Raw genomic sequence first — 25,522 nt, forward strand, 5'->3', positions numbered from 1 at the left:
GTAATGTTGAAGGGTGAACAAGAACCCGGTCGCGTCCTTCCTGCTGCCCGACGAGTTCCGTCGTCCGCCGCTGGTGCGGATGCTGCACGAGGGACGCCTGGTGGGGGAGGCCTCGCGTCACGCGGTCCGTGGGCTCTCCGCGGCCCGCACGCGCACGCCGTACGCCGGCAGCGCCCATCGAGTCGCGGCTCGAGGCGATCGTGGCCCGCCGCGAGCAGCGCGTGCAGATCGTCGGGCACAGCCTCGGCGGCATGCTCGCCCGCGGCATCGCCGCCCGCCGCCCCGACCTGGTCAGCGGCATCGTCACCATGGGCAGCCCGGTGCTGGCCCCCGGCGCCCACCACCGCTCGCTCACGATGTTCGTGCTCGGCCTGGTCGCGATGTCCAAGGTCGGCGTCAGCGGCGTCATGAACGAGACCTGCGTCGGCGGCGAGTGCGCGCTGGAGTCCTTCCAGGAGAGCCAGGTCCCGCTGCCCTCCGACGTCTCGTTCACCGCGATCTACTCCCGCAACGACGGCATCGTCGACTGGCGCGCCTGCCTGGACCCCGCCGCCGCCCACGTCGAGGTGAGGGCCTCCCACATCGGGATGGCCGTCGACCCCCGCGTCAGCGACGAGGTCCTCTCCGCGCTGCGCACCCACCGCGAGGGCGCCGCCGCTGCCGCCTCCTCGCTCCGGGTCGCCACCGCCTGACGCCGAGCCGGCCGAGCCGGGCTGTCGTCCAGCCGGCCGGGTTTGTCGGCCAGCCGACGTACCCGGCCATGGGACGACGAACCTTTGTCGTCCAGCTCCCGGGTCTGTCGGCCAGCCGACAAGCCCGGGCGTGACCGACGTGAAGCCCCCGGGGGGAGCGGATCAGTGGTCGAAGTCGACCGCGGAGTACGCGCGGAGCTTGGAGAGCTTGTGCTCGGAGCGGATGGTGCGGATCGTGCCGCTGCGCGAGCGCATCACCAGGCTGTGGGTGCTGACGGAGTTGGCGCTGTAGCGCACGCCCTCGAGCAGCTCGCCGTCGGTGATGCCGGTGGCGACGAAGAAGCAGTCGTCGCCGGTGACCAGGGTGTCGGTGTCGAGCACGGCGTCGAGGTCGTGGCCGGCGTCGATGGCGCGCTGGCGCTCCTCGTCGTCGGTGGGCCACAGGCGACCCTGGATGACACCGCCCATGGACTTCATCGCGCAGGCGGTGATGATGCCCTCGGGGGTGCCGCCGATGCCGAGCAGCAGGTCGACGCCGGTGTCGGGGCGGGCGGCCATGATGGCGCCGGCGACGTCGCCGTCGGTGATGAACTTGATCATCGCGCCGGTCTCGCGGATCTCCTCGGCCAACTGCTCGTGGCGGGGACGGTCGAGCAGGACGACCTTGACGTCCTCGGGGCGCTTGCCCTTGGCCTTGGCCACGGCGGAGATGTTCTCGGCGACCGAGGCGCGGATGTCGACCACGTCGGCGGCCTCGGGGCCGGTGACGAGCTTCTCCATGTAGAACACGGCCGAGGGGTCGTACATCGAGCCCCGCGGCGAGACCGCCAGCACCGACACGGCGTTGGTCATGCCCTTGGCGGTCAGGGTGGTCCCGTCGATGGGGTCGACGGCGACGTCGCACTCGGGACCGGTGCCGTCACCGACCTCCTCGCCGTTGTAGAGCATCGGGGCGTTGTCCTTCTCGCCTTCGCCGATGACGACGGTGCCGCGCATGCCGATGGTCGAGATGAGCACCCGCATCGCGTTGACGGCCACGCCGTCGGCGCCGTTCTTGTCGCCGCGGCCGACCCACCGCCCGGCGGCCATGGCGGCTGCTTCGGTGACGCGCACCAGCTCCAGCGCGAGGTTGCGGTCAGGGGACTGCGGGGCGACCTGGAGGCCGTCGGGCTCGCTCATGGGCGCATGCTATCGGTCGTCGTCGCGGTCGCCTTCACGGTCAGCCAGACCTCTCGACCCGCGGTCAGTCCGAGGTCCACGGCCGCGGCGGGCGTGACGTCGGCCAGCAGCTCGGGCCCGTCCTCGGTGGCGACCAGCAGGCGCAGCGCGTCGCCGTGCGGGGTCGTGCCGGCCACGCGGCCGCGCCAGGTGAGCCGCGCGGAGCCCTCCGGGCGGGCCAGGGAGACGGTGACGGCGCTGGGCGGGAAGCTGCGGCGTACGTCGCCGTCGGGCACGACGTTGAGGCCGACCAGCCGGGCCACGTGCTCGGTGCGCGGGCGGGCCGCGACCTCGTGAGGGGTGCCGGTCTGGGCGATCCGCCCCTCGTCGATCACCACGACCCGGTCGGCGAGGGTGAGGGCGTCGAGGGCGTCGTGGGTGACCAGCAGCGTCACCCCGGAGTACGACGCCAGGTGCTCGGCCAGCGCGATCCGCAACGAGGTCGCCACGCCCACGTCGAGCCCCCCGAACGGCTCGTCCAGCAGCAGCACGGCGGGGTCGGCGACGAGCGCGCGGGCGAGGGCGACCCGCTGCGCCCCGCGGGCGCGGAGGCCGAAGGCGACGTTCTCGAGCGCGGTGAGGTGCGGGAAGAGCGAGCGGTCCTGGGGGACCAGCCCGACACCGCGGTCGCGGACGGGCAGCGGGGGAGCGTTCCAGTCGCGGCCGGCGACCTCGACGCGACCGGCGACGGGCAGCAGGCCGGCGACCGCGGAGAGCAGCGTGCTCTTCCCGGCGCCGTTGGGCCCGATGACGGCCACGACGTCACCTGATGCGGCGTCGAGGGCGGCGCTCAGCCGGCCCGGGACCTCGACGTCGAGGGAGAGCCCGGTCACGACGGCACCAGCCAGCGACGGCGCAGCCCGACGAGCACCCCGATCGAGACGACCAACAGCAGCATCGACAGGGTGCGGGCGGCCGCCGGGTCGGCCTGCAGCGTGGTGTAGATCAGCGACGGCATCGTCTGCGTGGTGCCGGGGAAGTTGCCGGCGAAGGTGATGGTCGCGCCGAACTCGCCCAGGCTGCGCGCCCAGGCCAGCACGCAGCCGGCCAGCACACCGGGCAGGGCGAGCGGCAGCGTCACCCGGCGGAACGTCGTCCAGCGGTCCGCGCCCAGGGTGGCGGCGACGACGTCGAACCGCTCCCCGGCGGTCCGCAGCGCCCCCTCGACGCTGAGCACGAAGAACGGCAGCGAGACGAACGTGTGCGCCAGCACCACCGCGGTGGTCGTGTAGGGGATGGTCCACCCGGTCACGTCGTGCAGCGGGCCACCCAGCAGGCCGTTGCGCCCGAGCGCGGCGACCAGCGCGACGCCCGCGACCACGGGAGGCAGCACGAGCGGCACGGCGACCAGCCCGCGCAGCAGGCGGCGCCCCGGGAACTCCACCCGTGCCAGCAGCCACGCCAGCGGTGTCCCCAGCAGCACGCACAGCACGACGGTCAGCGCGGACGTCAGCCCCGAGAGCCACAGCGCGTCGCGCACCGCGGGGTCGGCCAGCTGGGCACCGAGGTCGGACCACGGGGTGTCCAGCACCAGGGCGACCAGCGGCACCACGAGCAGCGCCGCGCCGACCGACCCCGGGACCAGGAGGAGGAGCGGTGGCCTGCCGAGGGAGGGTGCGCGCGCCGGCGTACGCGTGGGGGTGGTGCTCACGGCAGCGAGAACCCTGCCGCGTCGAGGACGTCGCGCCCTGCCGCGGACAGCACGAGGTCGACGAACTGCTGCGCCAGGTCGGGCTCGCGGGCCTGCTCCAGGACCGCGATCGGGTAGGACGTGGTGAGGGCCTCCGCCCCGGGGATCGGGAAGGTGACGACGTCCTCGCCGGCGCTCACCGCGTCGGTGGCGTAGACGATGCCGGCGTCGGCCTCGTCGGCCACGACCCTGGCGAGCACCGCCTTGACGTCGACCTCGAGGCTGACCGGCTCGGCCTCGACCTGCTGCACGTCGGCCAGCGCCGACCAGAGGGCGCCGCAGGGGGCGGTCTCGACGCAGGCGACGTACGCCGCCCGGCCGCTGGCCACGTCGTCGAACCCGTCGACCCCGGCCCGACCGTCGGCGGGCGCGACGAGGACCAGGCTGTTGCTCGCGAACGTCCGGGGGGCGCCCGACACCGCGTCGGAGGCGAGCTCCATGGTGCGGGCGTCGGCCGTGGCCAGCACGTCGGCGGGCGCACCCTCGAGCGCCTGCTGAGCCAGGGTCGCCGAGGAGTCGAAGGCCAGCCGCACCCGCACGCCGGGGGGCTCCGCCTCGAACTCCTCCGCGAGCTCGGTGAACGTCTCGGTCAGCGACGCCGCCGCCAGCACGGTGAGCGTCTCCTCGTCGCCCCCGGCCCCGGCCGCGCACCCGCTGAGGGCCAGCGCTCCGACGAGCGCCACCGCCACCACCCCGCGCCGACGAGCCGGTTGCGGGCGCTGACGGCCGCGGACCGGCCGGGGTCGGGCGTGCCGGCGAGGTCCGCGGCGAAGGCGGCCAGCGCCGCGCCGGGCACGACGGTGCGCCCCTCCTCCTGCTCGGCCCGGAGCCGCCCGGCGTCCACCCAGCGGCGCAGGGTGTCGTCGCTGACCCCGAGGAGCTCGGCGGCCTCCGCGATCCGGTACGTCGTCACGCGTCCAGCATGCCGCATCCGCGGATGGATCGGCCAGAAGTCACCCGCATCTGCGGCTTCGTGATGGCTGGCTGACCGCGCCTACCGGCCACCTGTGATCATGGCGGCGTGAGCCAGACGAGTCCTGCCGCCAACCGTCCCGGTGGCTACAACCGCTCCTTCGGTGGCCTGGTGGGCGCCATGATCGTCATGGTCGTGGCCGTCGTGCTGGTCTGGCTGGCCTTGGGGCTCTTCCGCGACGACGCGGAGTTCGAGCCCCCCCCGATCGACTACGACGCCTCCATGGCAGCCCTCGCCGACAGCGGTGCCGCGCTGGCCTACCCCGAGACCCTCCCGGAGGGCTGGCGCGTCAACAACCTCGCCTACGACCCCGCCGACCCGTCCTTCTCGCTGGCGATGCTCACCGAGGACGAGCGGTTCGTGGGCGTCTACCACGGTCGTGAGGACCTCGAGGAGGTGCTCGCGCGGCTCGTCGACGACGCCGCGACCGAGGAGGGTTCCGTCGAGCTGACCGACGGCGACGGTGGGTCGGCGACGTGGCAGGTGTTCGGAGACGAGGGCGGTGACACGGCGTACGTCCGCGTCGGCGACCAGCGGCGCGACCCGGTCATCACGCTCGTCTACGGCTCCGCCTCCGACGACCAGCTGCGCGAGGTCGTCGGCTCGCTGCTCACCGTCGGCTGACGCGGTCGGGGAACTGCCCCGGGTCGTTCCCGTCAGTCGGCGTCGGCCTCGAGGACCTTGTCGAGTCGCTCCCGGGCGCCGTCGAGCCAGCGCTGGCAGACCTGCGCCAGCTGCTCGCCGCGCTCCCAGAGCGCCAGCGACTCCTCCAACGTGGTGCCGCCGGCCTCGAGGCGGCGCACCACGTCGACCAGCTCCTCGCGTGCCTCTTCATACGAGGTGGACTCGCGCCCCGCCTGTGCGTCGCTCGCGGTCTGCTCAGCCATCGGTCTCCTCGGTGCTCTGCTCATCGGGTTGGTCGGGCTCGATGCCCTCGGCGGTGGCGCGGACGCGGCCGTCGGCGACCCGGACGCTCAGCGCGGCGCCGGCCTCGACGCCGGCCACCGAGGTGAGCACGTGCCCCTGGTCGTCCTGGAGGACGGCGTACCCACGGCGCAGGGTCTCCAGCGGCGACAGGGCGCGCGCCCGGGCGCGCTGGTGGGCGACGTCGTCGGCGGCGCGGTCGAGGCGGTGGCCGAAGGTACGCCGCGCGCGCTCGCGCAGCAGCCGCAGCTCGTCGACGCGCTGGGCCACCAGGCTGCGCGGGTCGGCGAGGGCGGGGCGCGAGCGGAGTCCGTCGAGGAGGTTCTGCTCGCGGTCGAGGTGGGAGCGGACCAGGGTGCGCAGCCGCTCCTGGGCCCACTCGACGCCGCGCAGCTCCTCGGCGACGTCGGGCACGACCAGCTTGGCGGCGTCGGTGGGGGTGGAGGCGCGCACGTCGGCGACCAGGTCGAGCAGCGGGGCGTCCTGCTCGTGGCCGATCGCGGAGACGACGGGGGTGGTCATCGCGAACACGACGCGCACCAGGCCCTCGTCGGAGAAGGAGAGCAGGTCCTCCACCGAGCCGCCGCCGCGGGCCACGACGACGACGTCGACCTCGGGATGGCGGTCGAGCCGCTCGAGGGCCTCGATGACCTCCCCGGCGCAGCGGGGGCCCTGCATGGAGGCACCGACGACCTCGAACTCGACCGCGGGCCAGCGGCGGCGTGCGTTCTCCAGGACGTCGCGCTCGGCGGCGCTGCCCGGCGAGGTGACCAGCCCGACCCGCTGGGGGAGGAACGGCAGGTCGCGCTTGCGGTCGGCGGCGAAGAGGCCCTCCGCGGCGAGCAGCTGGCGGCGCTGCTCGAGACGGGCCAGCAGCTCACCGAGGCCGACCATCCGGATCTCGCGGGCCTGCAGCGAGAGGGTGCCGCGGTTGGCGTAGTAGGAGGGCTTGGCGTGCACCACGATGCTCGCGCCCTCGACCAGCGGGGTGGGCAGGGAGTCGACGTAGGTGCGGGCGACGGTGACGGTGACCGAGATGTCGGCGACGGTGTCGCGCAGGGTGAGGAACACCGTGGCCATGCCGGGGCGGCGGTTGAGCTGGGCCACCTGGCCCTCGACCCAGACCGCTCCCAGGCGGTCGATCCATCCGCCGATGGCGTTGGCGACCGTGCGCACCGCGACCGGCGCGGTGGGGGAGGTCTCCAGTGCCATGCGGCGAGGTTAGAGGAGTGCGCCGACGCCCGTACGATGGCAGGCATGACGACCGACATGGGCATGCCCCCGGTGCTGACCCCCGACGAGGCCGACAAGGCCGTGCTGCTGGCCGCCCCGCGCGGCTACTGCGCTGGCGTCGACCGCGCCGTGGTGACCGTCGAGCAGGCGCTGGACCTCTACGGCGCCCCGGTCTACGTCCGCAAGCAGATCGTCCACAACAAGCACGTCGTGGCTGACCTCGAGGCGCGTGGCGCGATCTTCGTCGAGGAGCTCGACGAGGTGCCCGCCGGTGAGACCGTCGTGTTCTCCGCCCACGGTGTCAGCCCGGCCGTGCACGCCCAGGCCGCCGAGCGCGAGCTGAAGACCATCGACGCCACCTGCCCGCTGGTGACCAAGGTCCACCACGAGGCGAAGCGGTTCGCCAACGACGACTACGACATCCTGCTGATCGGCCACGCCGGGCACGAGGAGGTCGAGGGCACCGCGGGCGAGGCCCCCGAGCACATCCAGCTCGTCGAGGGCCCGTGGGACGTCGACAAGATCGAGGTCCGCGACCCCGCGAAGGTCGCCTGGCTCTCCCAGACCACGCTGTCGGTCGACGAGACGCTGGAGACGGTCGCGGCGATCCGCGAGCGGTTCCCGCTGCTGCTCGACCCGCCCAGCGACGACATCTGCTACGCCACCCAGAACCGTCAGCTCGCGGTCAAGGAGATCGCCAAGGACGCCGACCTGGTGATCGTCGTCGGTTCCGGCAACTCCTCCAACTCCGTGCGCCTGGTCGAGGTCGCCCTCGAGGCGGGGGCGAAGTCGTCGTACCGCGTCGACGACGCCTCCGAGATCGACGAGGCCTGGCTCGACGGCGTGCGGACCGTGTCGGTGACCTCGGGCGCGAGCGTGCCGGAGGCGCTGGTCCAGGGCGTGCTGGAGTTCCTCGCCGAGCGCGGCTACCCCGACGCCAAGGCCGTGCAGAGCGCCGAGGAGTCGCTCATCTTCGCCCTGCCCAAGGAGCTGCGCCGCGACCTGAAGGCCGCCGCCGCGGCCGCCCAGGGCTGAACCCCACCGAAGCCCAGGACGCCCCATGGCCCGCTACCTCGACCTCCACCCCGTCGACCCGCAGCCCCGCCTTGTCGGTCAGGTCGTGGCGGCGCTGCGCGACGACGACGCCCTGATCGCCTACCCGACCGACTCCGGCTACGCGCTGGGGTGCCGGGTCGGCAACCGTGACGGCCGCGACCGGATCCTGAGGATCCGCGGCCTCGACGACCGGCACCACTTCACCCTGGTCTGCGCCGACTTCGGTCAGCTCGGCCAGCTGGTGCACGTCGACAACGCGGCCTTCCGCACGATCCGCTCGTGCACGCCGGGTCCCTACACGTTCATCCTGCCCGGCACGCCCGAGGTGCCGCGGCGGCTGCTGCACCCGAAGAAGAAGACCGTCGGCGTGCGCATCCCCGACCACCGCGTCGTGTCCGCGATCCTCGCCGAGCTCGGTGAGCCGCTGCTGTCGAGCTCGCTGATCCTGCCCGGGGAGACCGAGCCCCGTACGATGGGGTGGGAGATCAAGGAGGACCTCGAGCACCAGGTCGACATCGTCATCGAGGCCGGCGAGACCCCCGCCGAGCCGACGACGGTCGTCGACTTCTCCGACGGTGCTCCCGAGGTGCTGCGGCACGGAGCCGGGGACACCTCCCGCTTCGAGTGAGTGAGCAGCCGCCCGCGAGGGACGCGCTCTCCGCTGGTCGAGGTGTGAGGAGCGCCAGCGACGAACCTCGAGACCCGGCGAGGTGGACGCCGACCTGACTCAGCCCGTCGACCGGTCCCGCTCGACCGACTGATCCTCGCGCTCGAAGGACCGCTCGACGGCTCGGAGCTCGACGGTCCGCGGAGCAGGCAGGTCCTCGTCGGTGACCGACAGCTCGGTGAAGCGGCGTGCCGAGACCAGCACGCGTGACTCCAGGGAGCCCATCGCCTGGTTGTAGTGGCCGACCGCGGCGTTGAGGGAGCGGCCGACGTTGTCGAGGTGCCGGTCGAGGACCTGCAGCCGCTGGTGCAGGTCGACGCCGAGCCGGTGGATCGCGCGGGCCTGCTCGGCCAGCGCCTCGTGCTGCCAGCCCTGCGCCACGGTGCGCAGCAGCGCGATGAGGGTGGTGGGGGAGGCGAGCACGACCTGGCGGCCGGCGGCGTGCTCGAGCAGGGTCGGGTCGGCCTCCAGTGCGGCGGAGAGGAACGACTCGGCCGGCACGAACAGCACCACGAACTCCGGTGCTCCCTCCAGCGCCTTCCAGTAGGCCTTCGACCCGAGCTGGTCGACGTGGGTGCGCACCTGGCGGGCGTGCCGGGTGAGGTGGTGGTCGCGCTCGGCGTCGTCGGCAGCCGCAGCCGCGTCGAGGAACGCGTCGAGCGGCACCTTCGCGTCGACCACGACATCGCGGCCCCCGGCCAGGTGCACGACCAGGTCGGGGCGCTGGGCACCGTCGTCGAGGCGCACCTGCTCGGAGAAGTCGCAGCGGTCCACCAGTCCGGCCAGCTCGACGGTGCGGCGCAGGTGGAGCTCGCCCCAGCGTCCCCGCACCTGGGGGCGGCGCAGCGCGGTCGTCAGCTGGTGGGTCTCGCGGCGCAGGCCGTCGGCCGAGCGGCGTACGTCGTCGACCTGCTGGTGCAGCTGGCCCTGCCAGGAGACTCGGGCATGCTCGAGGTCGCGCAGGGTGTCGTGGAGCCGGTCGAGCCCCTCGAGCACCTCGGTGTCCCGCGCCTCTCCGCCGGGACCGGCGCCCAGGGCGCCGCCGAGAGGGGAGCGTCGCAGCACGCCCAGGGCCAGGCCGAGCGCGAGACCGAGGCCGAGGCCGACGAGCAGCACCAGCAGCAGCGCGAGGGTGGTGGAGAGGCTTGACGCGCTGCGCCAGGGCGGGGGAGCCGAGGACGAAGTCGATCTTCAGGCCGCGGTCGCGCTCGAAGCGCTGGCGGTAGTAGTCCCAGTAGGTGTAGCCGGGGGCGTGCTCGCGGGTGACCTCGGCCCAGCCGTCGTCGAGGAAGCCCTGGAAGGCAGCACGCTCGGGCGGGGTGACGTGGGTGCTGGTGCGGAACTGCTTGACGTCGAAGACGTCGTCGTCGGTGGGGCAGATGTTCCAGTCGCCCACGAGTGCGGCGGGGGCGTCGAGCCAGCCGGCCGCCGCCGTACGCAACCGGGCGAGCCAGTCGAGCTTGTAGACGTAGTGCGGGTCGTCGGGCTTGCGGCCGTTGGGGACGTAGAGGCTCCAGATGCGTACGCCGCCACAGGTCGCCCCGAGGGCGCGTGCCTCCGCAGCGACCGGGTCGCCGAAGCCGGGCATGTCCGGGAAGCCGACGGTGACGTCCTCGAGGCCGACGCGGCTGATCAGCGCGACGCCGTTCCACTGGTTGTAGCCGACGGCGGCGACGTCGTACCCCCGTGACTGCAGCCCCATCAACGGCAGCTGCTCCTCGCGGGCCTTGGTCTCCTGCACGGCGAGCACGTCGACGTCGTGGCGGTCGAGGAAGGCCTCGACGCGGTCGATGCGGGTGCGGAGGGAGTTGACGTTCCAGGTGGCGATGCGCACCGCGCCATCCTGGCTCATCTTCTCGCAGTGCAAGAACCTGACCCACCTCGACCCTGGTCGGCCCGGGGGGATCGCGGGTTCACTCGCTCGCACCCATCCACCACTCGGGAGGAAGCACCCCATGTCGCACCGCACCACCGGCGCCCTGGCGGCCACAGCCGCCCTCGCCGTCTCGCTCGGCTGCTCGATGCTCGGCGCCACCACCGCCAGCGCCGCCACCGAGGACTCCTCGTCCGTGCCGACCTACCAGCAGTTCCGCGACTCCACCTTCGTCGACACCGACGGGCAGTACGTCGTCAACGGCGACGAGCCGGTGTCCGACAGCGGCAAGCTGCGGCAGTTCTACGACGACATGGTGGGGGACAAGCACACCGGCCGGCCCATGGAGGACGGCCTCATCGTCAACACGGTCTCCGGCAAGGACGACAAGTGGAGCGCCTCCCAGGTCGGGAACCTCACCTACTGCGTCTCGACCAAGTTCGGATCCGACTACTCCGCGATGGTCAGCGCGATGGCCAGCGGCGCCGGGCAGTGGGAGGCCGCCTCGTCGGCGATCGACTTCGTGCACGTCCCCAGCCAGGACTCCAGCTGCACCACCCGCAACAACAGCGTGCTGTTCTCGGTGGAGCCGGTGAGGACCACCCAGTACATCGCCCGCGCGTTCTTCCCCAGCACCCCCAAGCGCTCGCGCAACGTGCTGGTCGACGACTCGATCTGGACCTCGGGATCCTGGAGCCCGTCCAACATCGTGGCCCACGAGCTGGGTCACACCCTGGGCTTCCGTCACGAGCACACCCGCCCGGAGTCGGGCACCTGCTTCGAGGACAACAACTGGCGGGCACTGACGCCCTACGACTCGGCCTCGATCATGCACTACCCGCAGTGCAACGGGTCCTCCTCGGACCTGAGCATGACCAACGCCGACCGGCAGGGCGCGGCGGCGCTCTACGGCTCCTGAGCCTCGCCTGCTGATTGGGGAGGGCCACGGGCGCGGGCCTAGACTCGCGGCCCGTGGCTCTCACCATCGGCATCGTCGGACTGCCCAACGCCGGCAAGTCCACCCTCTTCAACGCCCTGACCAAGAACGACGTGCTCGCGGCGAACTACCCGTTCGCCACCATCGAGCCCAACGTCGGCGTGGTCGGGGTCCCCGACTCGCGGCTGCCGCGGCTCGCCGAGATCTTCGGCTCCGAGCAGATCCTCCCGGCCACGGTCGAGTTCGTCGACATCGCCGGCATCGTCCGCGGCGCCTCCCAGGGCGAGGGCCTGGGCAACAAGTTCCTCTCCCACATCCGCGAGTCCGCCGCGATCTGCCAGGTGACCCGCGTCTTCCGCGACGAGGACGTGACCCACGTCGACGGCGAGGTCAACCCCGGCAACGACATCTCCACCATCCAGACCGAGCTGATCCTCGCCGACCTGGAGACCGTCGAGCGCGCGATCGTGCGGCTGGAGAAGGAGTCGCGCAAGGTCAAGGACCTCGTCGCGAACCTCGAGGCGACCAAGGTGGCCAAGGAGGCGCTCGAGGCCGGTACGCCGGTGATCGACCTGATCTCCGCCGGCAAGCTCGACGGCGCGCTGCTGCGTGAGCTGTCGCTGCTGACCGCGAAGCCGTTCATCTACGTCTTCAACTGCGACTCCGACGAGCTCGCCGACGAGGAGCTCAAGGCCAAGATGCGCGACCTGGTCGCGCCGGCCGAGGCGATCTTCCTCGACGCGAAGTTCGAGTCCGAGCTGGTCGAGCTGGACGAGGAGGAGGCCGCGGAGTTCCTCGCCGAGGCCGGCATCACCGAGCCCGGCCTGGAGGTCCTGGCCCGCGTCGGCTTCGACACCCTCGGCCTGCAGACCTACCTCACCGCCGGCCCCAAGGAGTCGCGCGCCTGGACGATCCGCAAGGGCGACACCGCCCCGCAGGCCGCCGGCGTGATCCACACCGACTTCGAGAAGGGCTTCATCAAGGCCGAGATCGTCTCCTTTGACGACCTCGTCGCCGCGGGCTCCATGGCCAAGGCCAAGGAGGCCGGCAAGGTCCGCATGGAGGGCAAGGACTACGTCATGGCCGACGGCGACGTGGTGGAGTTCCGCTTCAACGTCTGAGCAAGGCGTGCCCTGTCCGCTGTTGACGGGGAACTCCGGATGGATGTTGTGGGTTCAGCCTACTTCGGGGCTCCGACAGTGCATGCCCATCACGCGCCCGCGTGACTGTGCCTCACTCGTGCTCTCTTATCTCCAACTCTGGGTGGACTTTTCCGGCCCGCAGAATGTGAAAACTGCGGCCGGATGCTTGAAGCGCGCTTGGCGGGCGGCGAAGCCAATCTAGATAGTGCGCACGGCGTGGCGTGACAGCATCAGCTCCGTGAAGGACTTCGTCGAGCTCTACTTCAAGCGGAACCGTGGTTGGCCGTGGCCCGAGGAGAACTGGGGGCTGACGCCAATGTTCGGTGACGATGGATGGTGCCACGCATGCGGCGTCCCGAAGCGAGAGCAAGCCGCCTCCCTTGTGCTCCAGCGCAAGGGGTTGTCGGACCCATCCGGGGCGTGGGTGCCGAACTGGCAGTTCGACGTCATCTGCATGGACGACGAGGTCACCGAGCGCGTTGCCCGCGAGTTCTCAGTCACCACACTGCCGGTCGGATGGCCTCGCGTCGCGCCGGGTGAGGCGCACCAAATCGTAATTCCGTCTGTAGGTCCTGCGTGGTTCGACCCTCAGGAGTTGGCGGAGCGCGCCACAGCGCGGCATGGGACTGCTGGGGCGGAGTGTGCCGAGTGCGGAGTCTGGCGGTGGATGCCCCTTGCGTTCGGGATGCTTCCCGAGTTGCGGGCCAGGGCTCACTGGGACGACTACGACGTGCTTGCGAGCCCGGAATGGTTCGGCGACGGGTGGAAGGCCTATCGGCAGATTCTCGTGCGGCGTGAGTTGGCAGAACTGCTCGCCAAGTCGAGCCCTCGTGACTTCAGGGTCGTAAGAGTGAAGGAGTTCGTACATTAAACGACCGCTTGCTGTCGGCAGGGGACGAGCGCCGCATACCGCTGATCCACGCGAGGGTGTCTGCGGTGCCGGGTACTCTCGATCCATGGTGAATCCAGCGCTGCAGTCGGCCATCGAGGCCATGAGCCTCGATGAGCGGTTGGAGCTCGTGGAGTTCATCGAGAAGACCGTGGAGTCGGCCCCGATCGACGTCACCGAGGGGCAGAAGACGGTCATCCGGTCGCGTGCTGCCGAGCTGGACGCCGACCCCTCCATCGGGTTGACCTGGGACGAGCTCAGGGCTCGTCTCGCCGCGCGTCGCGCATGAGCCGAGCCGTGGTCGTCTTCCATCCTGCGGTGGAGGACGACATCGCGGCTATCCAGGCGCACTACGAGCAGATAGATCCAGTCCTGCCCGACCGGTTCGAGGCCAGGTTGGACGACCAGGTGGAGCGGCTGTCGATGTTCCCCGAGTCCGGGGCGGTGACCTTCGATGTCTACCGCCGCGCCCTGGTCAAGCGATTCCCCTACATGGCGATCTATCGCGTCGCGCGCCCGCGAGTTGAGGTGTTGGCCATCGTGAGCACCCGACAGGACCCCGCCACAATGGAGGCGTTGGTTGCTGAGCGCGCGGGGGAGTAGGCCGCGGTGCTTCAAGCGCCGGCGGTCTCCGGGGCTCCCGGCCGCTCGTGCTCGGTGACGACCGGGTCGGGGCGCCAGCCCGGCGGGCCGAAGACGTAGCCGATCTTGTCGCGCCACGTCGGGGCCGCCCGGACGTCGCGCGCGATCGCGGCGTACTCGTGGGTCTGCAGGCGCAGCGGGTTGAACGTCCCCACCGGGACGGTCAGGCCGTACGTCGGGCGGTGCAGCTCGGGCTGGAAGGTGCCGAACAGGCGGTCCCAGACGATGAGGATGCCGCCGTAGTTGCGGTCGAGGTACTCCGGGTCCGAGCCGTGGTGCACCCGATGGTGCGAGGGCGTGTTGAGGACCAGCTCGACCGGGCGCCACAGCGTCCCGACCCGCTCGGTGTGCACGAAGAACTGGTAGACGAGGCTGACGGAGAAGCCCAGGAACACCAGCGCCGGCGGGACGCCCAGCAGGGGCAGCGGCAGCCAGAAGACGATCTCGGCGGAGTTGTTCCACTTCTGCCGCAGGGCGGTGGAGAAGTTGAAGTACTCGCTGGAGTGGTGGGCCTGGTGGGTGGCCCACACCAGTCGCACCCGGTGCGCGACGCGATGGGCCCAGTAGAAGAAGAAGTCCACGCCGAGGATCGCCAGCGCCCAGGTCCACCACGCGTCCGCCGGCAGCTGCCAGGGCGCGAGGTAGGCGGACACCACGGCGTACAGGCCCAGCGCGCCGAGCTTCCACAGCGTCATGGTGAGCACCGAGACCGCGCCCATCGAGATCGACGCCGCCGCGTCACGGGTCAGGTAGCCGCCGGGCAGCGGGAGCGCGCGGCCGTCGGGGCCGGTGCGCTCGGCGACCGGTCGCTCGTCCTCGAGCATCCGTGCGGCCAGCGCCTCGATCGCGACGAAGAGCACGAAGAACGGCACCGCCAGCGCGACCGGGTCGTGCAGCGGCTCGGGGATGGCCTGCCAGAGATCGTGGAGCACCGGCACAGCCAACCATCCGCCGCGGGGGACGTCACCGGTTCCGGGCGGAACTTGACCGGCGAGCCTCTGCTGTCGCCTGCCCGACCGCTGGTCTGCCGCCAGGGAGCGCGCTGCTGTCGGTGGGGCGGCCTACCGTGCTGGGCATGACCTTCGTGAACGCCGGCACGCTCGGCGCCCTGCCCGGTCGCCGAGACGAGCTCGTGGCGCACCTGACCCGACACAGCCCGGTGCTCGCCGACCTCGGGTGCCTGCAGTACGACGTGGGCGTCGACGACCAGCAGCCCGACACGGTGTTCGTGGTGGAGCGATGGACGTCCGCGCAGGCCCACCGCGCCTCGCTCGAGCAGCCGGAGGTGCAGGCCTCGATCGCCGAGGCGCGACCGCTGCTGTCCGGGGAGTTCGGGGGCTTCCGGTTCGAGGTCGTGGGCTCGCCCCTGGGTGACTGAGGACCGGTGCGTCGAGGAGGAGTGATGCAGGGGCCGTGACGGCTGATCGCGCTACGATCCTGTACATGAAGACACTCCCGCTGGCCGAGGTGCGGGCCACGTTGTCCAAGCTCGTCGAGGAGGCGGGTCGCACGCACCAGCGGGTGGAGGTCACCAAGAACGGTCGGCGAGCAGCGGTGCTCATGAGCGCCGATGACTATGACGCCCTGGTCGAGACGCTCGACATCTTCAGTGACGACGAGACCATGGCCGAGATCCGTCAGGCGGAGGCCGACATGGCCGCCGGACGGACGACGTCGCTGGACGAGGTACGCGCGGAGATGCGGGCGTCGGGACGACTGCGGGAGTGACCCACCGCATCGAGCTGTCGCCTGCCGCCCGGCGAGCACTGACCCACAGCCTCCCCGAGGCAGTGGCCGCGGCGTGCGCCAACTTCCTCCATGACGTCCTGGCCGAGGAGCCCCATCGCGTCGGCAAGCCGTTGCGAGGCGAGCTCGCGGGGCGCTACTCCGCCCGCCGTGGGGAGTTCCGCATCATCTACGAGGTGCACGACGACGTCGTGGTCGTGCGTGTCATCACGACGAGGCACCGACGCGACGCGTACTCCTGACCCTTCCACGGGCCAGGCCCGGTGTCCGTACGATCACCGACCGTGAGCATCACCGTCGAGGAGCTGCAGGTCGCCGACACCGCCGAGGCGTGGGAGCGGGCCGGGTTCGCGGTCGCCGACGGCGTGTGCCGCATCCGTCGGTTGCGGATCCGGTTGCTGGGGCCCGAGGCCGGCCGCGGGATCGTCGGGTGGACCCTGGCGGGGCTGCCCAGCGGCGTACGGATCCGGGAGGTGGACGGGATCCCGACGGCTGTCGCGGCCCGCGAGAGCGACCCGCCCGCGAAGTCGGCGCACCCCAACGGCGTCACGCACCTCGACCACGTCGTGCTCATGACGCCCGACCTGCCGCGCACCGTCGCCGCGCTCGGCGAGATCGCCCTGGAGCCGCGTCGCGAGCGCGACGGCGAGCTCGGTGGAGTCGCGATGCGGCAGGTGTTCTACCGGCTCGAGGACGTGATCGTGGAGGTGGTCGGGCCGCCCGAGCCTGGGGAGGGCCCCGCCGCCGACCGGCCCGCCCGGCTGTGGGGCCTCACCCACGTGGCCCCCGAGCTCGAGGTGGCCGTCGAGCTGCTCGGCGAGCTCGCCGGCACCCCCAAGGACGCCGTCCAGCCCGGTCGCCGGATCACCACGCTGCGCACCCGTGAGCTCGGCATGAGCGTCCGCACGGCGCTCATCACGCCGCACGTGCGGTCGGCCTGAATTCTCGCGGCGCGCGGTGGTGGGACGGCCGGGATACGACGCATCCGGTTTCCTGCCTACTGCGCAGTAAGCAGGAAATGGCATGCGGAGTATCCCGATTCCGTGACCCACGAGACCCCTGGGACACAAGTGATCACGCCCGCGTGCCCGTCCAGCGTTCGAGGGCCGAGCCGAGGTCGGAGGGGGTGATCGGCTTGGGGACGAAGTCGTCCATGCCGGCGGCCTCGCAGCGCTCGCGCTCGCCCTCGGTCACCGAGGCGGTCATGGCGATCACCGGCAACCGCGGCAGACCCTGCTCGGCCTCGCGGCGGCGCAGCTCGCGGGTGGCGTCGTAGCCGTCCATCACCGGCATCTGGCAGTCCATCAGCACCGCGGCGTACGGCCTGCGCTCCAGCGCCGCGAGGGTCTCCTGCCCGTCGGCGGCGATGTCGCAGTCGTAGCCCAGCGCCTTCAGGATGCCCTCCGCGACGATCTGGTTGACGTCGTTGTCCTCGGCGACCAGCACCCGGGAGCGCGCCCGCGGCGCGACCTCGACCGGCTCGTCGACCGGTGTCGCCAGCTCCGGCGAGGTCCTCGTCAGCAACGCCGAGAGCAGGTCGCGCAACCGCGACATCGGCAGCGGCTTGGCCAGGATCTCGCGGACCCCCACCTCCCACGCCTCGTCATGATCGACCTCGGTGTCGGAGGTGAGGAGCACCAGTCTCGGTCCCCGCAGGGCCGGGTCGGTGGAGATCGCCCGTGCCAGCTCCAGGCCGTCCATGTCCGGCATGCACAGGTCCAGCAGCACGACGTCGTACGACGCCGAGTCCTCCCTCATCAGCTCGAGCCCCGCCGCGGCCGACCCGGCGGTGTCGACGCTCATGCCCCAGGCCTCGAGCTGGCCGTCGAGCACCATCAGGTTCGTCGCGTTGTCGTCGACGACCAGTGCGCGGCGACCCTCGAGGCTGCGAGGCCCCGCCGGGCGGGTCACCGGCTGGTCGGCGGCCAGCCGCATCGGCAGCCGAAACCAGAACGTGCTGCCCTGGCCGGGCTCGCTCTCGACGCCGATCGTGCCGCCCATGGCGGTGGTGAGGCGGGCGCAGATGGCCAGGCCCAGCCCGGTGCCGCCGTAGCGGCGGGTGGTGGAGGAGTCGGCCTGGGTGAAGGGGTCGAAGAGCCGGTCGCGGCGACCGGCGGGCAGCCCGATGCCGGTGTCGCGCACCTCGAAGCGGATCACCGGCCCCTCGGGTGTGCCGCCGTCGAGGTGCGCGCTGATCACGACCTCGCCCTCGTGGGTGAACTTCACGGCATTGGTCGCGAGGTTGAGCAGCACCTGCCGCAGCCGACCGGGGTCGCCGCGCAGCGCGACGGGCACCTCCGGCGAGCAGTAGGCCAGCAGCTCAAGGTCGCGGCCGCGGGCCGGCTCGGCCACGATCGCCGCGACGTCGTCGACGACCTCGTTGAGCAGGAAGTCGATGTCCTCGATGTCCATCGCGCCGGCCTCGACCTTGGAGAAGTCCAGGATGTCGTTGATGATCCCCAGCAGCGCGTCGCCGGCCGTGCGGACGCCTTGCGCGTACTCCCGCTGTCGCGCGTCGAGGTCGGTCGACAGCAGGAGACCGGTCAACCCGATGACACCGTTCATGGGGGTGCGGATCTCGTGGCTCATCGTCGCCAGGAACGACGACTTGGCGCGGGAGGCCGCCAGCGCCTCGTCGCGAGCCTCGGCGAGCTCGACCGCCGTGCGCCGCTGCTCGTCCAGCAGGGACCAGGTCCGCACGAGCGCCAGCGCCACCAGGACCGCCATGCCGCCGGCGGTCGCGACCGCGGCGTCCATGCTGTCGGTGGCGAGCACCCGCAGCTGGAGTGCGGTGGGCACGAGCAGGGGCAGGACCGCGATCGCGAGCCTGGGGCCCAGGGCGGGTGAGCCGGTCGTCTCCTGCTGCGCTGCCGGTCGGGAAGGCTGCACCGCGGACCACGCCAGGACCACGGAGGCGAGCATCCAGCCGAGGTCGAGCAGGGCATCTCCGACGACACCCGGCTCGGGCAGGAGCAGGTAGCCCAGGTCCGGCAGCAGCCACAGGCTCAGGCCCACGAAGAAGACCCAGCCGACCACGGCTCGTGCCGATCGGACCAGCACCACCCGCAGCGTCAGCCCGAGCAGCACGGCGTCGAGGATCGGGTAGGCGGCCCACACCGACCGGGTCGCCCAGTCGACGCTGCGGTCGTCGAGGATGCCCTCGACGGCCAGCTCCCACAGCAGCAGCACGCAGACCACCACGATGGTGGCCGCGTCCAGGGCGCCCTCGAGACGCAGGTGCTGCCGCTGCGAGCGGAGCAGGACGAGGAGCAGCGCGATCCCCAGGAAGACGTAGGAGGAGAGGTACGGCACGTCGGCGAGGGAGATGTCGGGCTCGCCGGAGGTCCAGTAGTAGGCGTACCAGATCAGATCCGCGGCGGCGGTCGCGGTGAGGGCGGCCGCGACCAGCATCCCGAGCGTCCGCGTGAGACCCGTACGCCGCCGGCAACCCCACCACGCGATGACCGCCGCCCCCGAGACGACCGTGAGGTAGCCGGCGTCGTAGACCGGCCCCGGGGCCACTGCCGCGAGGCCTGCGAGTCCGATCGTCAGGGCCCCCAGCAGGGTCAGCGCGGCTCGAGGGCCGTCCAGTGTGCGCATGTGGATCCGTCCTTGGAGGGCTGCGGGGGACAGCCTGACTCATCGCGGTCCGGATGCGCAGCAACTCCCCCCTGCGGGATCAGGAACTTAGGCGTACCTTGGTATCCACACCAGGGCCGTGGGAGTGGCCCCTGCTGACACGGGAGCACCAGATGGACCTCGACCCCCAGGACATCCGCGCGATCATCCTGCGCATGAAGCGTGCCCACGGGCACCTCGCCAGCGTGATCCGGATGATGGAGGAGGGGTCGGACTGCGAGTCGGTCCTGACCCAGCTCGCCGCGGTCAACAAGGCGCTGGCGCGCAGCGGCTTCGCCATCGTCGCCACCGGCCTGCAGGAGTGCATGGCCGACGGCACCCCGGCCGAGGAGGACCTGAAGAAGATGGAGAAGCTTTTCCTCTCCCTCGCGTGACCTCGAGGCGGGGTGTGGCGTTGGTCACTACGTGTCCGACCTCCGCCCCCGCCACCGCTCGCGCCGAGTCGCAGCGCTGACCGCCGCGGTCGCGCTGCCGCTGTCCCTCGCCACCACCCTGCTCCCGGCCCCCGGAGCCGCTGCGCCCACCCCCGAGCGCCGCCTGCCGCCGGCCGGGATGGAGTACGTCGCACTCGGCGACTCCTGGACCGCCGACGTCGTCATCCTCAACCGCGACGGGGTGCCCGACACCACCCACGCACCCATCGACTGCGCCCAGTCGCACCGCAACTACCCCAAGATCCTCGCCGAGGCCCTCAGCGTCGGGGAGTTCCGCGACGCCTCGTGCGGCTCGGCCACGACCGACGACTTCTACGAGCCGCAGACGGGTCTCCCGCTGGGCGGCACCAACCCGCCGCAGTTCGACCGGCTCAGCCCCACCACCGACCTGGTCACCGTCGGCATCGGCGGCAACGACGCCGGGGTCGCCAGTGCGGGCCTGGACTGCCTGGGTCTGATCCCCGTGGACAACCCGATCACCGACTCCGGTGCCGGGTTGCCGTTCGGCGGGTGCAAGGCGAAGTACACCGCCGACGGCTACGACCAGATCGGCCGCAACATCCGGCAGTCGACCAAGAAGCTCGTACGCGCCTTCCGCACCATCCACGACATCTCGCCCGGTGCACGCATTCTGGCCATCGACTACATCGACGTCGTGCCCGACCACGGGTGCTACCCCACGGTCCCGGCCTCCGACGAGGACATGGCCTGGATCTCCCAGAAGTTCCGTCAGCTCAACAAGATGGTCAAGCGCGCGGCCCGCCGCGGCGGCGCGGAGTACGTCAACACCTACCGCCGTACGCCGGAGGGCGTCGACCTGTGCGGTGAGCCCAACGTCCGCTGGGCCGAGGTCTACGGTCCCTCGGCCAACGACCCGGCGATGGGCGTCCCGGCCCACCCCAACGCGGCCGGCGCCCGCGGTCAGGCCGCCGCGATCCTCGACCACCTCCGCCAGCGGGACCCCGACATCTTCGACTGACCGGCCACCGCCTCGGAGCGGCCGTGCCCCCACAATGGGAGCGTGACGAACCGACTCGCCGCCGTCCCCGCCGATCGGCTGCACCTGGTGCTGATGCTGGTGCTCACCTTCACGACCGGCATCGTGGACGCGGTGGGCTTCCTGGGCCTGGACCGGGTCTTCACCGGCAACATGACCGGCAACGTCGTGATCCTCGGCATGGCGGTCGTCGGCGCCGAGGACCTGCCGGTGGTCGGCCCGGTGCTGGCGCTGGTCGGCTTCATGGCGGGGGCCGCGCTGGGTGGCCGGGTGCTCAAGCGCGCCGCCGGCAAGTGGACCGGCCTGACCACCGCGCTCTTCCTCACCGTCGGACTGGTCTGCCTGGGGCTCGCCGTGGTGCTGCTGGTGGTCGGGGACCACCCCGACCCCGCGGTGGGGCTGCCGGTCACGACGCTGCTCGGTGCGGCGATGGGGCTCCAGGCCGCCACCGCGCGCTTCGTCGCGGTCAAGGACGTCACCACCGTGGTCGTCACCTCCACGATCACCGGCCTGGCCGCCGACTCCCGCCTGGGCTCGGGGAAGTCGCGCACCGACGGGGGTGGCTCGGGACGTCGCTTCCTGGCCGTGGTGCTGATCCTGGCCGGCGCGGCCGTCGGTGCCGCGCTGCTGAAGATCCACGTCGGCGCGGGGCTCATGCTCGCCGCCGTGCTCATCCTGGCGGCCACGCTGGTGGGCTCCACGCACGGGCGGCTGCACATTTCACAACCCTGAAACGAACGTGCCAGTGCGTGAAACGCGCCCTGGATACGTTGCGGCGAACCCGAGACCACACCCGGAGGGAACGCCATGTCCATCACCCCCCGCTCGCGCTCGATGCGCGGGCTCGCCGCGGTGTCCGCGGCCCTCGTCCTGAGCCTCTCGGCCTGCGGGTCCGACGACGGCGAGATCGCCGGGACCGGATCCGACGGGGAGGCGTCGTACGGCGAGATCTCCATGCAGTACTCCTGGATCAAGAACGAGGAGTTCGCCGGGGAGTTCTACGCCTACGAGAACGGCTACTACGACGAGGCCGGCTTCGACGAGGTGTTCGGCATCTCCGGCCCCGACACCGGTGTGGCCAAGCTGCTCAGCGGCACGGTCCAGGTCGCGCTCTCCGACGCAGCGTCCGTGGGCGCCGCGATCGCCGAGCAGGACGCCCCGCTGAAGATCATCGCCGCGACCTTCCAGAAGAACCCCTTCACGATCCTTTCGCTGGCCGACGGCGCCGACATCGCGACGCCCGAGGACCTGGTCGGCAAGAAGATCGGCGTGCAGGACTCCAACGCCAGCGTCTTCGCCGCGATCCTCAACGCCAACGGCATCGACCCCGACGACGTCGAGGTCGTGCCCGTGGACTTCGACCCCACCCCGCTGATGGAGGGCGAGGTCGACGGCTTCATGGCCTACCTCACCAACGAGGCCATCACGGTCGAGAACGCCGGCTTCGACATCACGAACCTGCCGTACGCCGACAACGGCGTGCCCTACGTCGCGGAGACCTACACCGTCACCGACCAATACCTCGCCGAGAACCCCGACCTCCTCGAGGCGCTGCTCGTCGCGGAGATCAAGGGCTGGAGCGACACGTTCACCGAGCCGACCGACGACACCGTCGCGCTCATCATGAAGTACTACGACCAGGCGGCCTCGGAGAACGAGGAGGGCCTCGAGGCGGTCTTCGGCGCCCTCGACCCGGCCAAGACGGCCCAGGGCCTGGCGGCGCAGGCGGACCTGATCTCCACTCCCGACACCGAGGCCAACGGCCTGTTCACGATCACCGACGAGCTCAAGCAGCAGACCGTCGACTCGCTGGCCGCGGCCGGCTGGGAGGTCAGCGTCGACGAGCTCTTCGACACCACGATCATCGACGGCATCTACGAGGAGTACCCCGAGCTCCTGGACTACCTCGGCTGATCGACCACCGATGACCGCTGAGCACACACCCGGTGCCGGTGCCGCCCGTCGGGGCGGCACCGGCATTCAGGTCGACGGACTGGGCAAGACCTTCAAGGTCGGCGCGGGCAGGAGCGTGACCGCGCTGGAGGACGCGCACCTGCACACCGAGCAGGGGTCGTTCCTGGCGCTGCTGGGGCCCTCGGGCTGCGGCAAGTCGACGATCCTGCGGGTGCTGGCCGGGCTCGAGGAGCCCACCAGCGGCCAGGCCCTGGTCGACGGGCGCACCCCCGCGGAGCTGCGCAAGGACAGCGAGCTCGGCATCGCCTTCCAGGACCACGCGCTGCTGCCGTGGCGCAGCGTCGTGAAGAACATCGCGTTGCCCTTCGAGGTCGCCGGCCGCCCGGTCGACAAGGAGTACGTCGCCGAGCTGATCGCCCTGGTGGGGCTCACCGGCTTCGAGAACGCCAAGCCCGCCCAGCTCTCCGGCGGCATGCGGCAGCGGGTCTCGATCGCCCGCGCGCTGGCGCTCAAGCCGTCGGTGCTGCTGCTCGACGAGCCCTTCGGTGCCCTCGACGACATGACCCGGCAGAACCTCAACCTGGAGCTGCTGCGGATCTGGACCGAGAAGCCGGCGACCACGCTGCTGGTCACCCACGGCATCTCCGAGGCGATCTTCCTCTCCGACCAGGTCGCGGTGATGAGCCCGCGCCCGGGCCGGATCAAGGAGGTCATCGACGTCGACCTCCCGCGTCCGCGCACGCCGGAGATGATGCGGACCCCGGAGTTCCACCACTTCGTGGACCGGGCCTCCGAGCTGCTCTTCGGCGCCGACGGCCGCGCGGCGGCCGAGGCCTGAGGGCGGGGGAGGGATGGGCGAGCGTCGGATCCCCGGCTGGCTCTCCGGCGTCATCGGCGTCGGGGTGCTGATGGCGGCGTGGTGGCTCTTCGCGCTGGCCTTCCGCCCCGACACCGGGACCTACACGCCGGTGCCGTCACCGGGCGCCGTGCTGGGCCAGCTGGTCGAGGACGGCTTCTCGGCGTACTGGGACTCCTTCCGAGTCACCATCACCGAGGCCGCCTGGGGCTTCCTGTGGGGCAACCTGGCGGCGCTGCTGCTCGCGGCGACCGTCCTGCTCGCGCCGCGACTGGAGCCGATCATCGTGCAGGTCGCGGTCGTGTCGTACTGCCTGCCGCTGGTGGCGGTCGGCGGCATCTCGATCGTGGTGCTGGGCGGGGCGACCCGGCCCGGCGACCCGTCGACGACGGCGATCTTCCTGGCCGCGCTCGCGGTCTTCTTCACCACCGTGGTCGGCGCGCTGCTGGGCTTCAAGGCCGCCGACCGGGCCAGCCTCGACGTGATCCGCGTCTTCGGCGGCGGGAGGTTCACCCAGCTGCGCAAGGTGCGCCTGGTCGCCGCGCTCCCGGGCATCCTCAACGCGCTGCAGATCGCGGTGCCCACGGCGTTCCTAGGAGCGGTGCTGGGGGAGTACATGGGCGCCACCGACCGCAGTGTCGGCATCCTGCTGATCCGGTTGCAGGGCAACCTCGACTCCGAGCGGGTGTGGGCGGTGTTCCTGCTGTGCGCGCTGGTCGCGATGGTCGGGTACGGCGCGCTCGGGCTGGTCTCGCGCCTGGTCACGCCCTGGGTCTCCGGACGGAGCACGCCATGAGCGGCGGGACCGGCCCCGCGGTCGCGACGGGGAGCGTCGCCGGCACGTCGCGTGCCGTGCTGACCGCTGTGGGCAAGGGCCTGCTCAACGCCGCGATCACCGTCGGCATCGTGCTGGCCGCGTGGCAGGCACTGATCATGAGCGGGAAGATCTCGCCGTACGTCGCCAAGGGCCCGCTCGACGTGTGGCGCTTCCTCTTCGTCACCGACCCCGACGCCCGGGCGACCGCGGAGGAGCGCCGCGAGCTGCTCTTCGACCTGGCGGCCGTGTCGCTGAAGGACGCAGCGATCGGCTTCGTCGTCGGCATGGCGATCGCGATCGTGCTGGCGGTGCTGTTCACGCTGTCGAAGACCGTCGAGGCGGGCGTGATGCCGCTGGCGCTGCTGTTACGCTCGATCCCACTGGTCTCGATCGCACCGGTGATCATCCTGCTCACCGGTCGCGGCACCACCGCCTCGGTCGCGGTGATCGGCTCGATCGTGGTGCTGTTCCCCGCGCTGGCGTCGGTGCTCTTCGGGCTCTCGCGAGCCAACAAGGAGAGCCTGGACCTGGTGCGCGTCTACGGCGGCGGCAACCTCGCGGCGCTGCTGAAGGTCGCCGTCCCCGGCGCCCTGCCCTCGCTCTTCGCCGCGGCGCGCGTCTCGGTGCCGGGCGCGGTCACCGGGGCGCTGCTGGCCGAGTGGCTCTCGACCGGCAAGGGGGTGGGTGGTCAGATCGTGAAGTTCAACGCGGCCGCCCAGTTCGACAACCTGTGGGCCTCGGTCGCGATCATCACCCTGGTCACGCTGCTGCTCTACAACCTCGTGCAGCTGGCCGAGACCGTCGTGCTCGCCCGGATGGGGATGAGCCAGTCCCAGCTGTGATGGGGCACGCTGTGCTGTCGGTCGGCCAGTCGGTCAGCACGTCTCGGGAGCACGTCATGGGGGTGGGAGCGTGAGGGAGCGCCGCCGCCTCATCGCGATCGGCTTCTACCTCGTCAGCTCGATCCTGTGCGTGCTGCTCATCGCCGGCCACGGCCCGTGGGCGGGTCAGACGCTCTGGGAGATCTCGCTCAGCCACGGGCTCAACACCGGCGACCTGCCGGTCCTCGCGCTGTGGGGCGCCTCGCTGTGGATGTGCTGGCTGCTCTGGCGCGACGCCTGAGCGCCTCGCCGGTCGAGAGGTCTCGAGGCTCGGCCGTGGAGCGTCGCTGGTCGAGGTGCGA

Annotated in this window: 31 protein-coding genes and 1 pseudogene; 21 read left to right on the forward strand and 11 right to left on the reverse strand. The window is 71.6% G+C overall.

Annotated features, from left to right (window positions below):
• Nucleotides 1-128 precede the first annotated feature (128 nt).
• Entirely contained in the window at nt 129-692 is a 564-nt protein-coding gene (locus A6R01_RS14375) for an alpha/beta fold hydrolase (RefSeq protein WP_292607142.1), read from the forward strand.
• 162 nt (nt 693-854) lie between these two features.
• Here A6R01_RS14375 and glpX read toward each other — a convergent pair whose 3' ends face one another.
• The 5 genes from glpX to A6R01_RS14400 are packed head-to-tail and all read right to left on the reverse strand — an operon-like array spanning nt 855 to nt 4,513.
• On the reverse strand, nt 855-1,871 hold the full coding sequence (glpX, locus tag A6R01_RS14380; RefSeq protein WP_292607145.1) for a class II fructose-bisphosphatase: 1,017 nt from the start codon (nt 1,869-1,871) through the stop codon (nt 855-857).
• Nucleotides 1,868-2,743, reverse strand: coding sequence for a sulfate/molybdate ABC transporter ATP-binding protein (locus A6R01_RS14385; RefSeq protein WP_292607147.1), 876 nt, complete (start codon nt 2,741-2,743; stop codon nt 1,868-1,870). The genes glpX and A6R01_RS14385 overlap by 4 nt, the downstream gene beginning before the upstream one ends.
• Nucleotides 2,740-3,561, reverse strand: coding sequence for an ABC transporter permease (locus A6R01_RS14390; RefSeq protein ID WP_292607150.1), 822 nt, complete (start codon nt 3,559-3,561; stop codon nt 2,740-2,742). Before A6R01_RS14390 ends, A6R01_RS14385 begins: the two co-directional genes overlap by 4 nt.
• Complete coding sequence (gene modA, locus A6R01_RS14395; RefSeq protein ID WP_292607153.1) at nt 3,558-4,283, reverse strand: molybdate ABC transporter substrate-binding protein; 726 nt, start codon at nt 4,281-4,283, stop codon at nt 3,558-3,560. Before modA ends, A6R01_RS14390 begins: the two co-directional genes overlap by 4 nt.
• On the reverse strand, nt 4,190-4,513 hold the full coding sequence (locus A6R01_RS14400) for a helix-turn-helix domain-containing protein (RefSeq protein WP_292607155.1): 324 nt from the start codon (nt 4,511-4,513) through the stop codon (nt 4,190-4,192). Before A6R01_RS14400 ends, modA begins: the two co-directional genes overlap by 94 nt.
• Nucleotides 4,514-4,621: 108 nt before the next feature.
• Between A6R01_RS14400 and A6R01_RS14405 the strand changes: the two genes are divergently transcribed.
• Nucleotides 4,622-5,197 carry a DUF4245 family protein gene (locus A6R01_RS14405; protein WP_292607158.1) on the forward strand — a complete coding sequence of 192 codons (576 nt, stop codon included), beginning with the start codon at nt 4,622-4,624 and terminating at the stop codon, nt 5,195-5,197.
• A gap of 32 nt (nt 5,198-5,229) precedes the next feature.
• On the opposite strand, the gene A6R01_RS14410 is transcribed toward A6R01_RS14405, so the two are convergent.
• Complete coding sequence (locus tag A6R01_RS14410) at nt 5,230-5,460, reverse strand: exodeoxyribonuclease VII small subunit (protein WP_292607161.1); 231 nt, start codon at nt 5,458-5,460, stop codon at nt 5,230-5,232.
• Nucleotides 5,453-6,709: an exodeoxyribonuclease VII large subunit gene (gene xseA, locus A6R01_RS14415; protein ID WP_292607164.1), complete on the reverse strand. Its 1,257-nt coding sequence runs from the start codon at nt 6,707-6,709 to the stop codon at nt 5,453-5,455. Before xseA ends, A6R01_RS14410 begins: the two co-directional genes overlap by 8 nt.
• A gap of 45 nt (nt 6,710-6,754) precedes the next feature.
• Between xseA and A6R01_RS14420 the strand changes: the two genes are divergently transcribed.
• Both A6R01_RS14420 and A6R01_RS14425 read left to right on the forward strand, forming a co-directional pair.
• Complete coding sequence (locus A6R01_RS14420; RefSeq protein ID WP_292607167.1) at nt 6,755-7,765, forward strand: 4-hydroxy-3-methylbut-2-enyl diphosphate reductase; 1,011 nt, start codon at nt 6,755-6,757, stop codon at nt 7,763-7,765.
• A 25-nt stretch (nt 7,766-7,790) separates the two neighbouring features.
• Nucleotides 7,791-8,414 (forward strand): L-threonylcarbamoyladenylate synthase, encoded by a 624-nt coding sequence (locus A6R01_RS14425; RefSeq protein ID WP_292607170.1) that lies wholly within the window; start codon nt 7,791-7,793, stop codon nt 8,412-8,414.
• A 99-nt stretch (nt 8,415-8,513) separates the two neighbouring features.
• Here A6R01_RS14425 and A6R01_RS14430 read toward each other — a convergent pair whose 3' ends face one another.
• Nucleotides 8,514-9,569, reverse strand: coding sequence for a DNA recombination protein RmuC (locus A6R01_RS14430; protein WP_292607173.1), 1,056 nt, complete (start codon nt 9,567-9,569; stop codon nt 8,514-8,516).
• Between the two features lie 82 nt (nt 9,570-9,651).
• Nucleotides 9,652-10,410 (reverse strand): annotated as a pseudogene (locus A6R01_RS14435) (exodeoxyribonuclease III); the annotation flags it as partial.
• Here A6R01_RS14435 and A6R01_RS14440 point away from each other — a divergent pair.
• The 5 genes from A6R01_RS14440 (at nt 10,409) to A6R01_RS14460 (ending at nt 13,897) form a co-directional block, all read left to right on the forward strand.
• Nucleotides 10,409-11,245 carry a M57 family metalloprotease gene (locus tag A6R01_RS14440; protein WP_292607175.1) on the forward strand — a complete coding sequence of 279 codons (837 nt, stop codon included), beginning with the start codon at nt 10,409-10,411 and terminating at the stop codon, nt 11,243-11,245. The pseudogene A6R01_RS14435 and the gene A6R01_RS14440 sit on opposite strands and share 2 nt — an antisense overlap.
• A 53-nt stretch (nt 11,246-11,298) precedes the next feature.
• Nucleotides 11,299-12,384, forward strand: coding sequence for a redox-regulated ATPase YchF (gene ychF, locus A6R01_RS14445; protein ID WP_292607177.1), 1,086 nt, complete (start codon nt 11,299-11,301; stop codon nt 12,382-12,384).
• 259 nt (nt 12,385-12,643) lie between these two features.
• Nucleotides 12,644-13,276: a hypothetical protein gene (locus A6R01_RS14450; RefSeq protein ID WP_292607180.1), complete on the forward strand. Its 633-nt coding sequence runs from the start codon at nt 12,644-12,646 to the stop codon at nt 13,274-13,276.
• 85 nt (nt 13,277-13,361) lie between these two features.
• Nucleotides 13,362-13,583 (forward strand): addiction module protein, encoded by a 222-nt coding sequence (locus A6R01_RS14455; protein WP_292607182.1) that lies wholly within the window; start codon nt 13,362-13,364, stop codon nt 13,581-13,583.
• The gene (locus A6R01_RS14460; RefSeq protein WP_292607184.1) at nt 13,580-13,897 is read left to right on the forward strand and encodes a type II toxin-antitoxin system RelE/ParE family toxin; all 318 of its coding nucleotides are present in this window, start codon (nt 13,580-13,582) and stop codon (nt 13,895-13,897) included. Before A6R01_RS14455 ends, A6R01_RS14460 begins: the two co-directional genes overlap by 4 nt.
• An 11-nt stretch (nt 13,898-13,908) precedes the next feature.
• Here A6R01_RS14460 and A6R01_RS14465 read toward each other — a convergent pair whose 3' ends face one another.
• On the reverse strand, nt 13,909-14,868 hold the full coding sequence (locus A6R01_RS14465) for a sterol desaturase family protein (RefSeq protein ID WP_292607186.1): 960 nt from the start codon (nt 14,866-14,868) through the stop codon (nt 13,909-13,911).
• A gap of 143 nt (nt 14,869-15,011) precedes the next feature.
• On the opposite strand from A6R01_RS14465, the gene A6R01_RS14470 reads away from it, so the two are divergent.
• From A6R01_RS14470 to A6R01_RS14485, 4 genes are all read left to right on the forward strand, one after another.
• Nucleotides 15,012-15,314 (forward strand): putative quinol monooxygenase, encoded by a 303-nt coding sequence (locus A6R01_RS14470; protein WP_292607188.1) that lies wholly within the window; start codon nt 15,012-15,014, stop codon nt 15,312-15,314.
• A 65-nt stretch (nt 15,315-15,379) separates the two neighbouring features.
• Nucleotides 15,380-15,664 (forward strand): type II toxin-antitoxin system Phd/YefM family antitoxin, encoded by a 285-nt coding sequence (locus A6R01_RS14475; RefSeq protein ID WP_292607191.1) that lies wholly within the window; start codon nt 15,380-15,382, stop codon nt 15,662-15,664.
• Nucleotides 15,661-15,924: a type II toxin-antitoxin system RelE/ParE family toxin gene (locus A6R01_RS14480; protein ID WP_292607194.1), complete on the forward strand. Its 264-nt coding sequence runs from the start codon at nt 15,661-15,663 to the stop codon at nt 15,922-15,924. Before A6R01_RS14475 ends, A6R01_RS14480 begins: the two co-directional genes overlap by 4 nt.
• Nucleotides 15,925-15,966: 42 nt before the next feature.
• On the forward strand, nt 15,967-16,623 hold the full coding sequence (locus tag A6R01_RS14485) for a hypothetical protein (protein ID WP_292607197.1): 657 nt from the start codon (nt 15,967-15,969) through the stop codon (nt 16,621-16,623).
• 133 nt (nt 16,624-16,756) lie between these two features.
• On the opposite strand, the gene A6R01_RS14490 is transcribed toward A6R01_RS14485, so the two are convergent.
• Nucleotides 16,757-19,282 (reverse strand): response regulator, encoded by a 2,526-nt coding sequence (locus tag A6R01_RS14490; protein ID WP_292607199.1) that lies wholly within the window; start codon nt 19,280-19,282, stop codon nt 16,757-16,759.
• Nucleotides 19,283-19,434: 152 nt separating this feature from the next.
• On the opposite strand from A6R01_RS14490, the gene A6R01_RS14495 reads away from it, so the two are divergent.
• From A6R01_RS14495 to A6R01_RS14530, 8 genes are all read left to right on the forward strand, one after another.
• Complete coding sequence (locus A6R01_RS14495; protein ID WP_292607202.1) at nt 19,435-19,695, forward strand: metal-sensitive transcriptional regulator; 261 nt, start codon at nt 19,435-19,437, stop codon at nt 19,693-19,695.
• 31 nt (nt 19,696-19,726) lie between these two features.
• Nucleotides 19,727-20,734, forward strand: coding sequence for an SGNH/GDSL hydrolase family protein (locus A6R01_RS14500; RefSeq protein WP_292607204.1), 1,008 nt, complete (start codon nt 19,727-19,729; stop codon nt 20,732-20,734).
• Between the two features lie 42 nt (nt 20,735-20,776).
• Nucleotides 20,777-21,484: a YoaK family protein gene (locus A6R01_RS14505; protein WP_292607207.1), complete on the forward strand. Its 708-nt coding sequence runs from the start codon at nt 20,777-20,779 to the stop codon at nt 21,482-21,484.
• 75 nt (nt 21,485-21,559) lie between these two features.
• Nucleotides 21,560-22,666, forward strand: coding sequence for an ABC transporter substrate-binding protein (locus A6R01_RS14510; protein ID WP_292607209.1), 1,107 nt, complete (start codon nt 21,560-21,562; stop codon nt 22,664-22,666).
• A gap of 10 nt (nt 22,667-22,676) precedes the next feature.
• The gene (locus tag A6R01_RS14515) at nt 22,677-23,504 is read left to right on the forward strand and encodes an ABC transporter ATP-binding protein (RefSeq protein ID WP_292607212.1); all 828 of its coding nucleotides are present in this window, start codon (nt 22,677-22,679) and stop codon (nt 23,502-23,504) included.
• 13 nt (nt 23,505-23,517) lie between these two features.
• Nucleotides 23,518-24,318: an ABC transporter permease gene (locus A6R01_RS14520; protein WP_292607214.1), complete on the forward strand. Its 801-nt coding sequence runs from the start codon at nt 23,518-23,520 to the stop codon at nt 24,316-24,318.
• Nucleotides 24,315-25,181 (forward strand): ABC transporter permease, encoded by an 867-nt coding sequence (locus A6R01_RS14525; protein WP_292607216.1) that lies wholly within the window; start codon nt 24,315-24,317, stop codon nt 25,179-25,181. Before A6R01_RS14520 ends, A6R01_RS14525 begins: the two co-directional genes overlap by 4 nt.
• Before the next feature lie 70 nt (nt 25,182-25,251).
• A complete protein-coding gene (locus tag A6R01_RS14530; protein ID WP_292607219.1) occupies nt 25,252-25,461 on the forward strand; it encodes a hypothetical protein in 210 nt (69 codons plus the stop codon).
• The last annotated feature ends 61 nt before the right edge of the window (nt 25,462-25,522 follow it).

The organism is Nocardioides sp. REDSEA-S30_B4, from assembly GCF_001627265.1.
GTDB lineage: Bacteria > Actinomycetota > Actinomycetes > Propionibacteriales > Nocardioidaceae > Nocardioides.

Coding starts and splice junctions, on each gene's coding strand:
- glpX (WP_292607145.1), bottom strand. CDS start 1,871: ATGAGCGAGCCCGACGGCCTCCAGGTCGCCCCGCAGTCCCCTGACCGC.
- A6R01_RS14410 (WP_292607161.1), bottom strand. CDS start 5,460: ATGGCTGAGCAGACCGCGAGCGACGCACAGGCGGGGCGCGAGTCCACC.
- xseA (WP_292607164.1), bottom strand. CDS start 6,709: ATGGCACTGGAGACCTCCCCCACCGCGCCGGTCGCGGTGCGCACGGTC.
- A6R01_RS14420 (WP_292607167.1), top strand. CDS start 6,755: ATGACGACCGACATGGGCATGCCCCCGGTGCTGACCCCCGACGAGGCC.
- A6R01_RS14425 (WP_292607170.1), top strand. CDS start 7,791: ATGGCCCGCTACCTCGACCTCCACCCCGTCGACCCGCAGCCCCGCCTT.
- A6R01_RS14440 (WP_292607175.1), top strand. CDS start 10,409: ATGTCGCACCGCACCACCGGCGCCCTGGCGGCCACAGCCGCCCTCGCC.
- A6R01_RS14455 (WP_292607182.1), top strand. CDS start 13,362: ATGGTGAATCCAGCGCTGCAGTCGGCCATCGAGGCCATGAGCCTCGAT.
- A6R01_RS14460 (WP_292607184.1), top strand. CDS start 13,580: ATGAGCCGAGCCGTGGTCGTCTTCCATCCTGCGGTGGAGGACGACATC.
- A6R01_RS14470 (WP_292607188.1), top strand. CDS start 15,012: ATGACCTTCGTGAACGCCGGCACGCTCGGCGCCCTGCCCGGTCGCCGA.
- A6R01_RS14475 (WP_292607191.1), top strand. CDS start 15,380: ATGAAGACACTCCCGCTGGCCGAGGTGCGGGCCACGTTGTCCAAGCTC.
- A6R01_RS14490 (WP_292607199.1), bottom strand. CDS start 19,282: ATGCGCACACTGGACGGCCCTCGAGCCGCGCTGACCCTGCTGGGGGCC.
- A6R01_RS14495 (WP_292607202.1), top strand. CDS start 19,435: ATGGACCTCGACCCCCAGGACATCCGCGCGATCATCCTGCGCATGAAG.
- A6R01_RS14510 (WP_292607209.1), top strand. CDS start 21,560: ATGTCCATCACCCCCCGCTCGCGCTCGATGCGCGGGCTCGCCGCGGTG.
- A6R01_RS14515 (WP_292607212.1), top strand. CDS start 22,677: ATGACCGCTGAGCACACACCCGGTGCCGGTGCCGCCCGTCGGGGCGGC.
- A6R01_RS14520 (WP_292607214.1), top strand. CDS start 23,518: ATGGGCGAGCGTCGGATCCCCGGCTGGCTCTCCGGCGTCATCGGCGTC.
- A6R01_RS14525 (WP_292607216.1), top strand. CDS start 24,315: ATGAGCGGCGGGACCGGCCCCGCGGTCGCGACGGGGAGCGTCGCCGGC.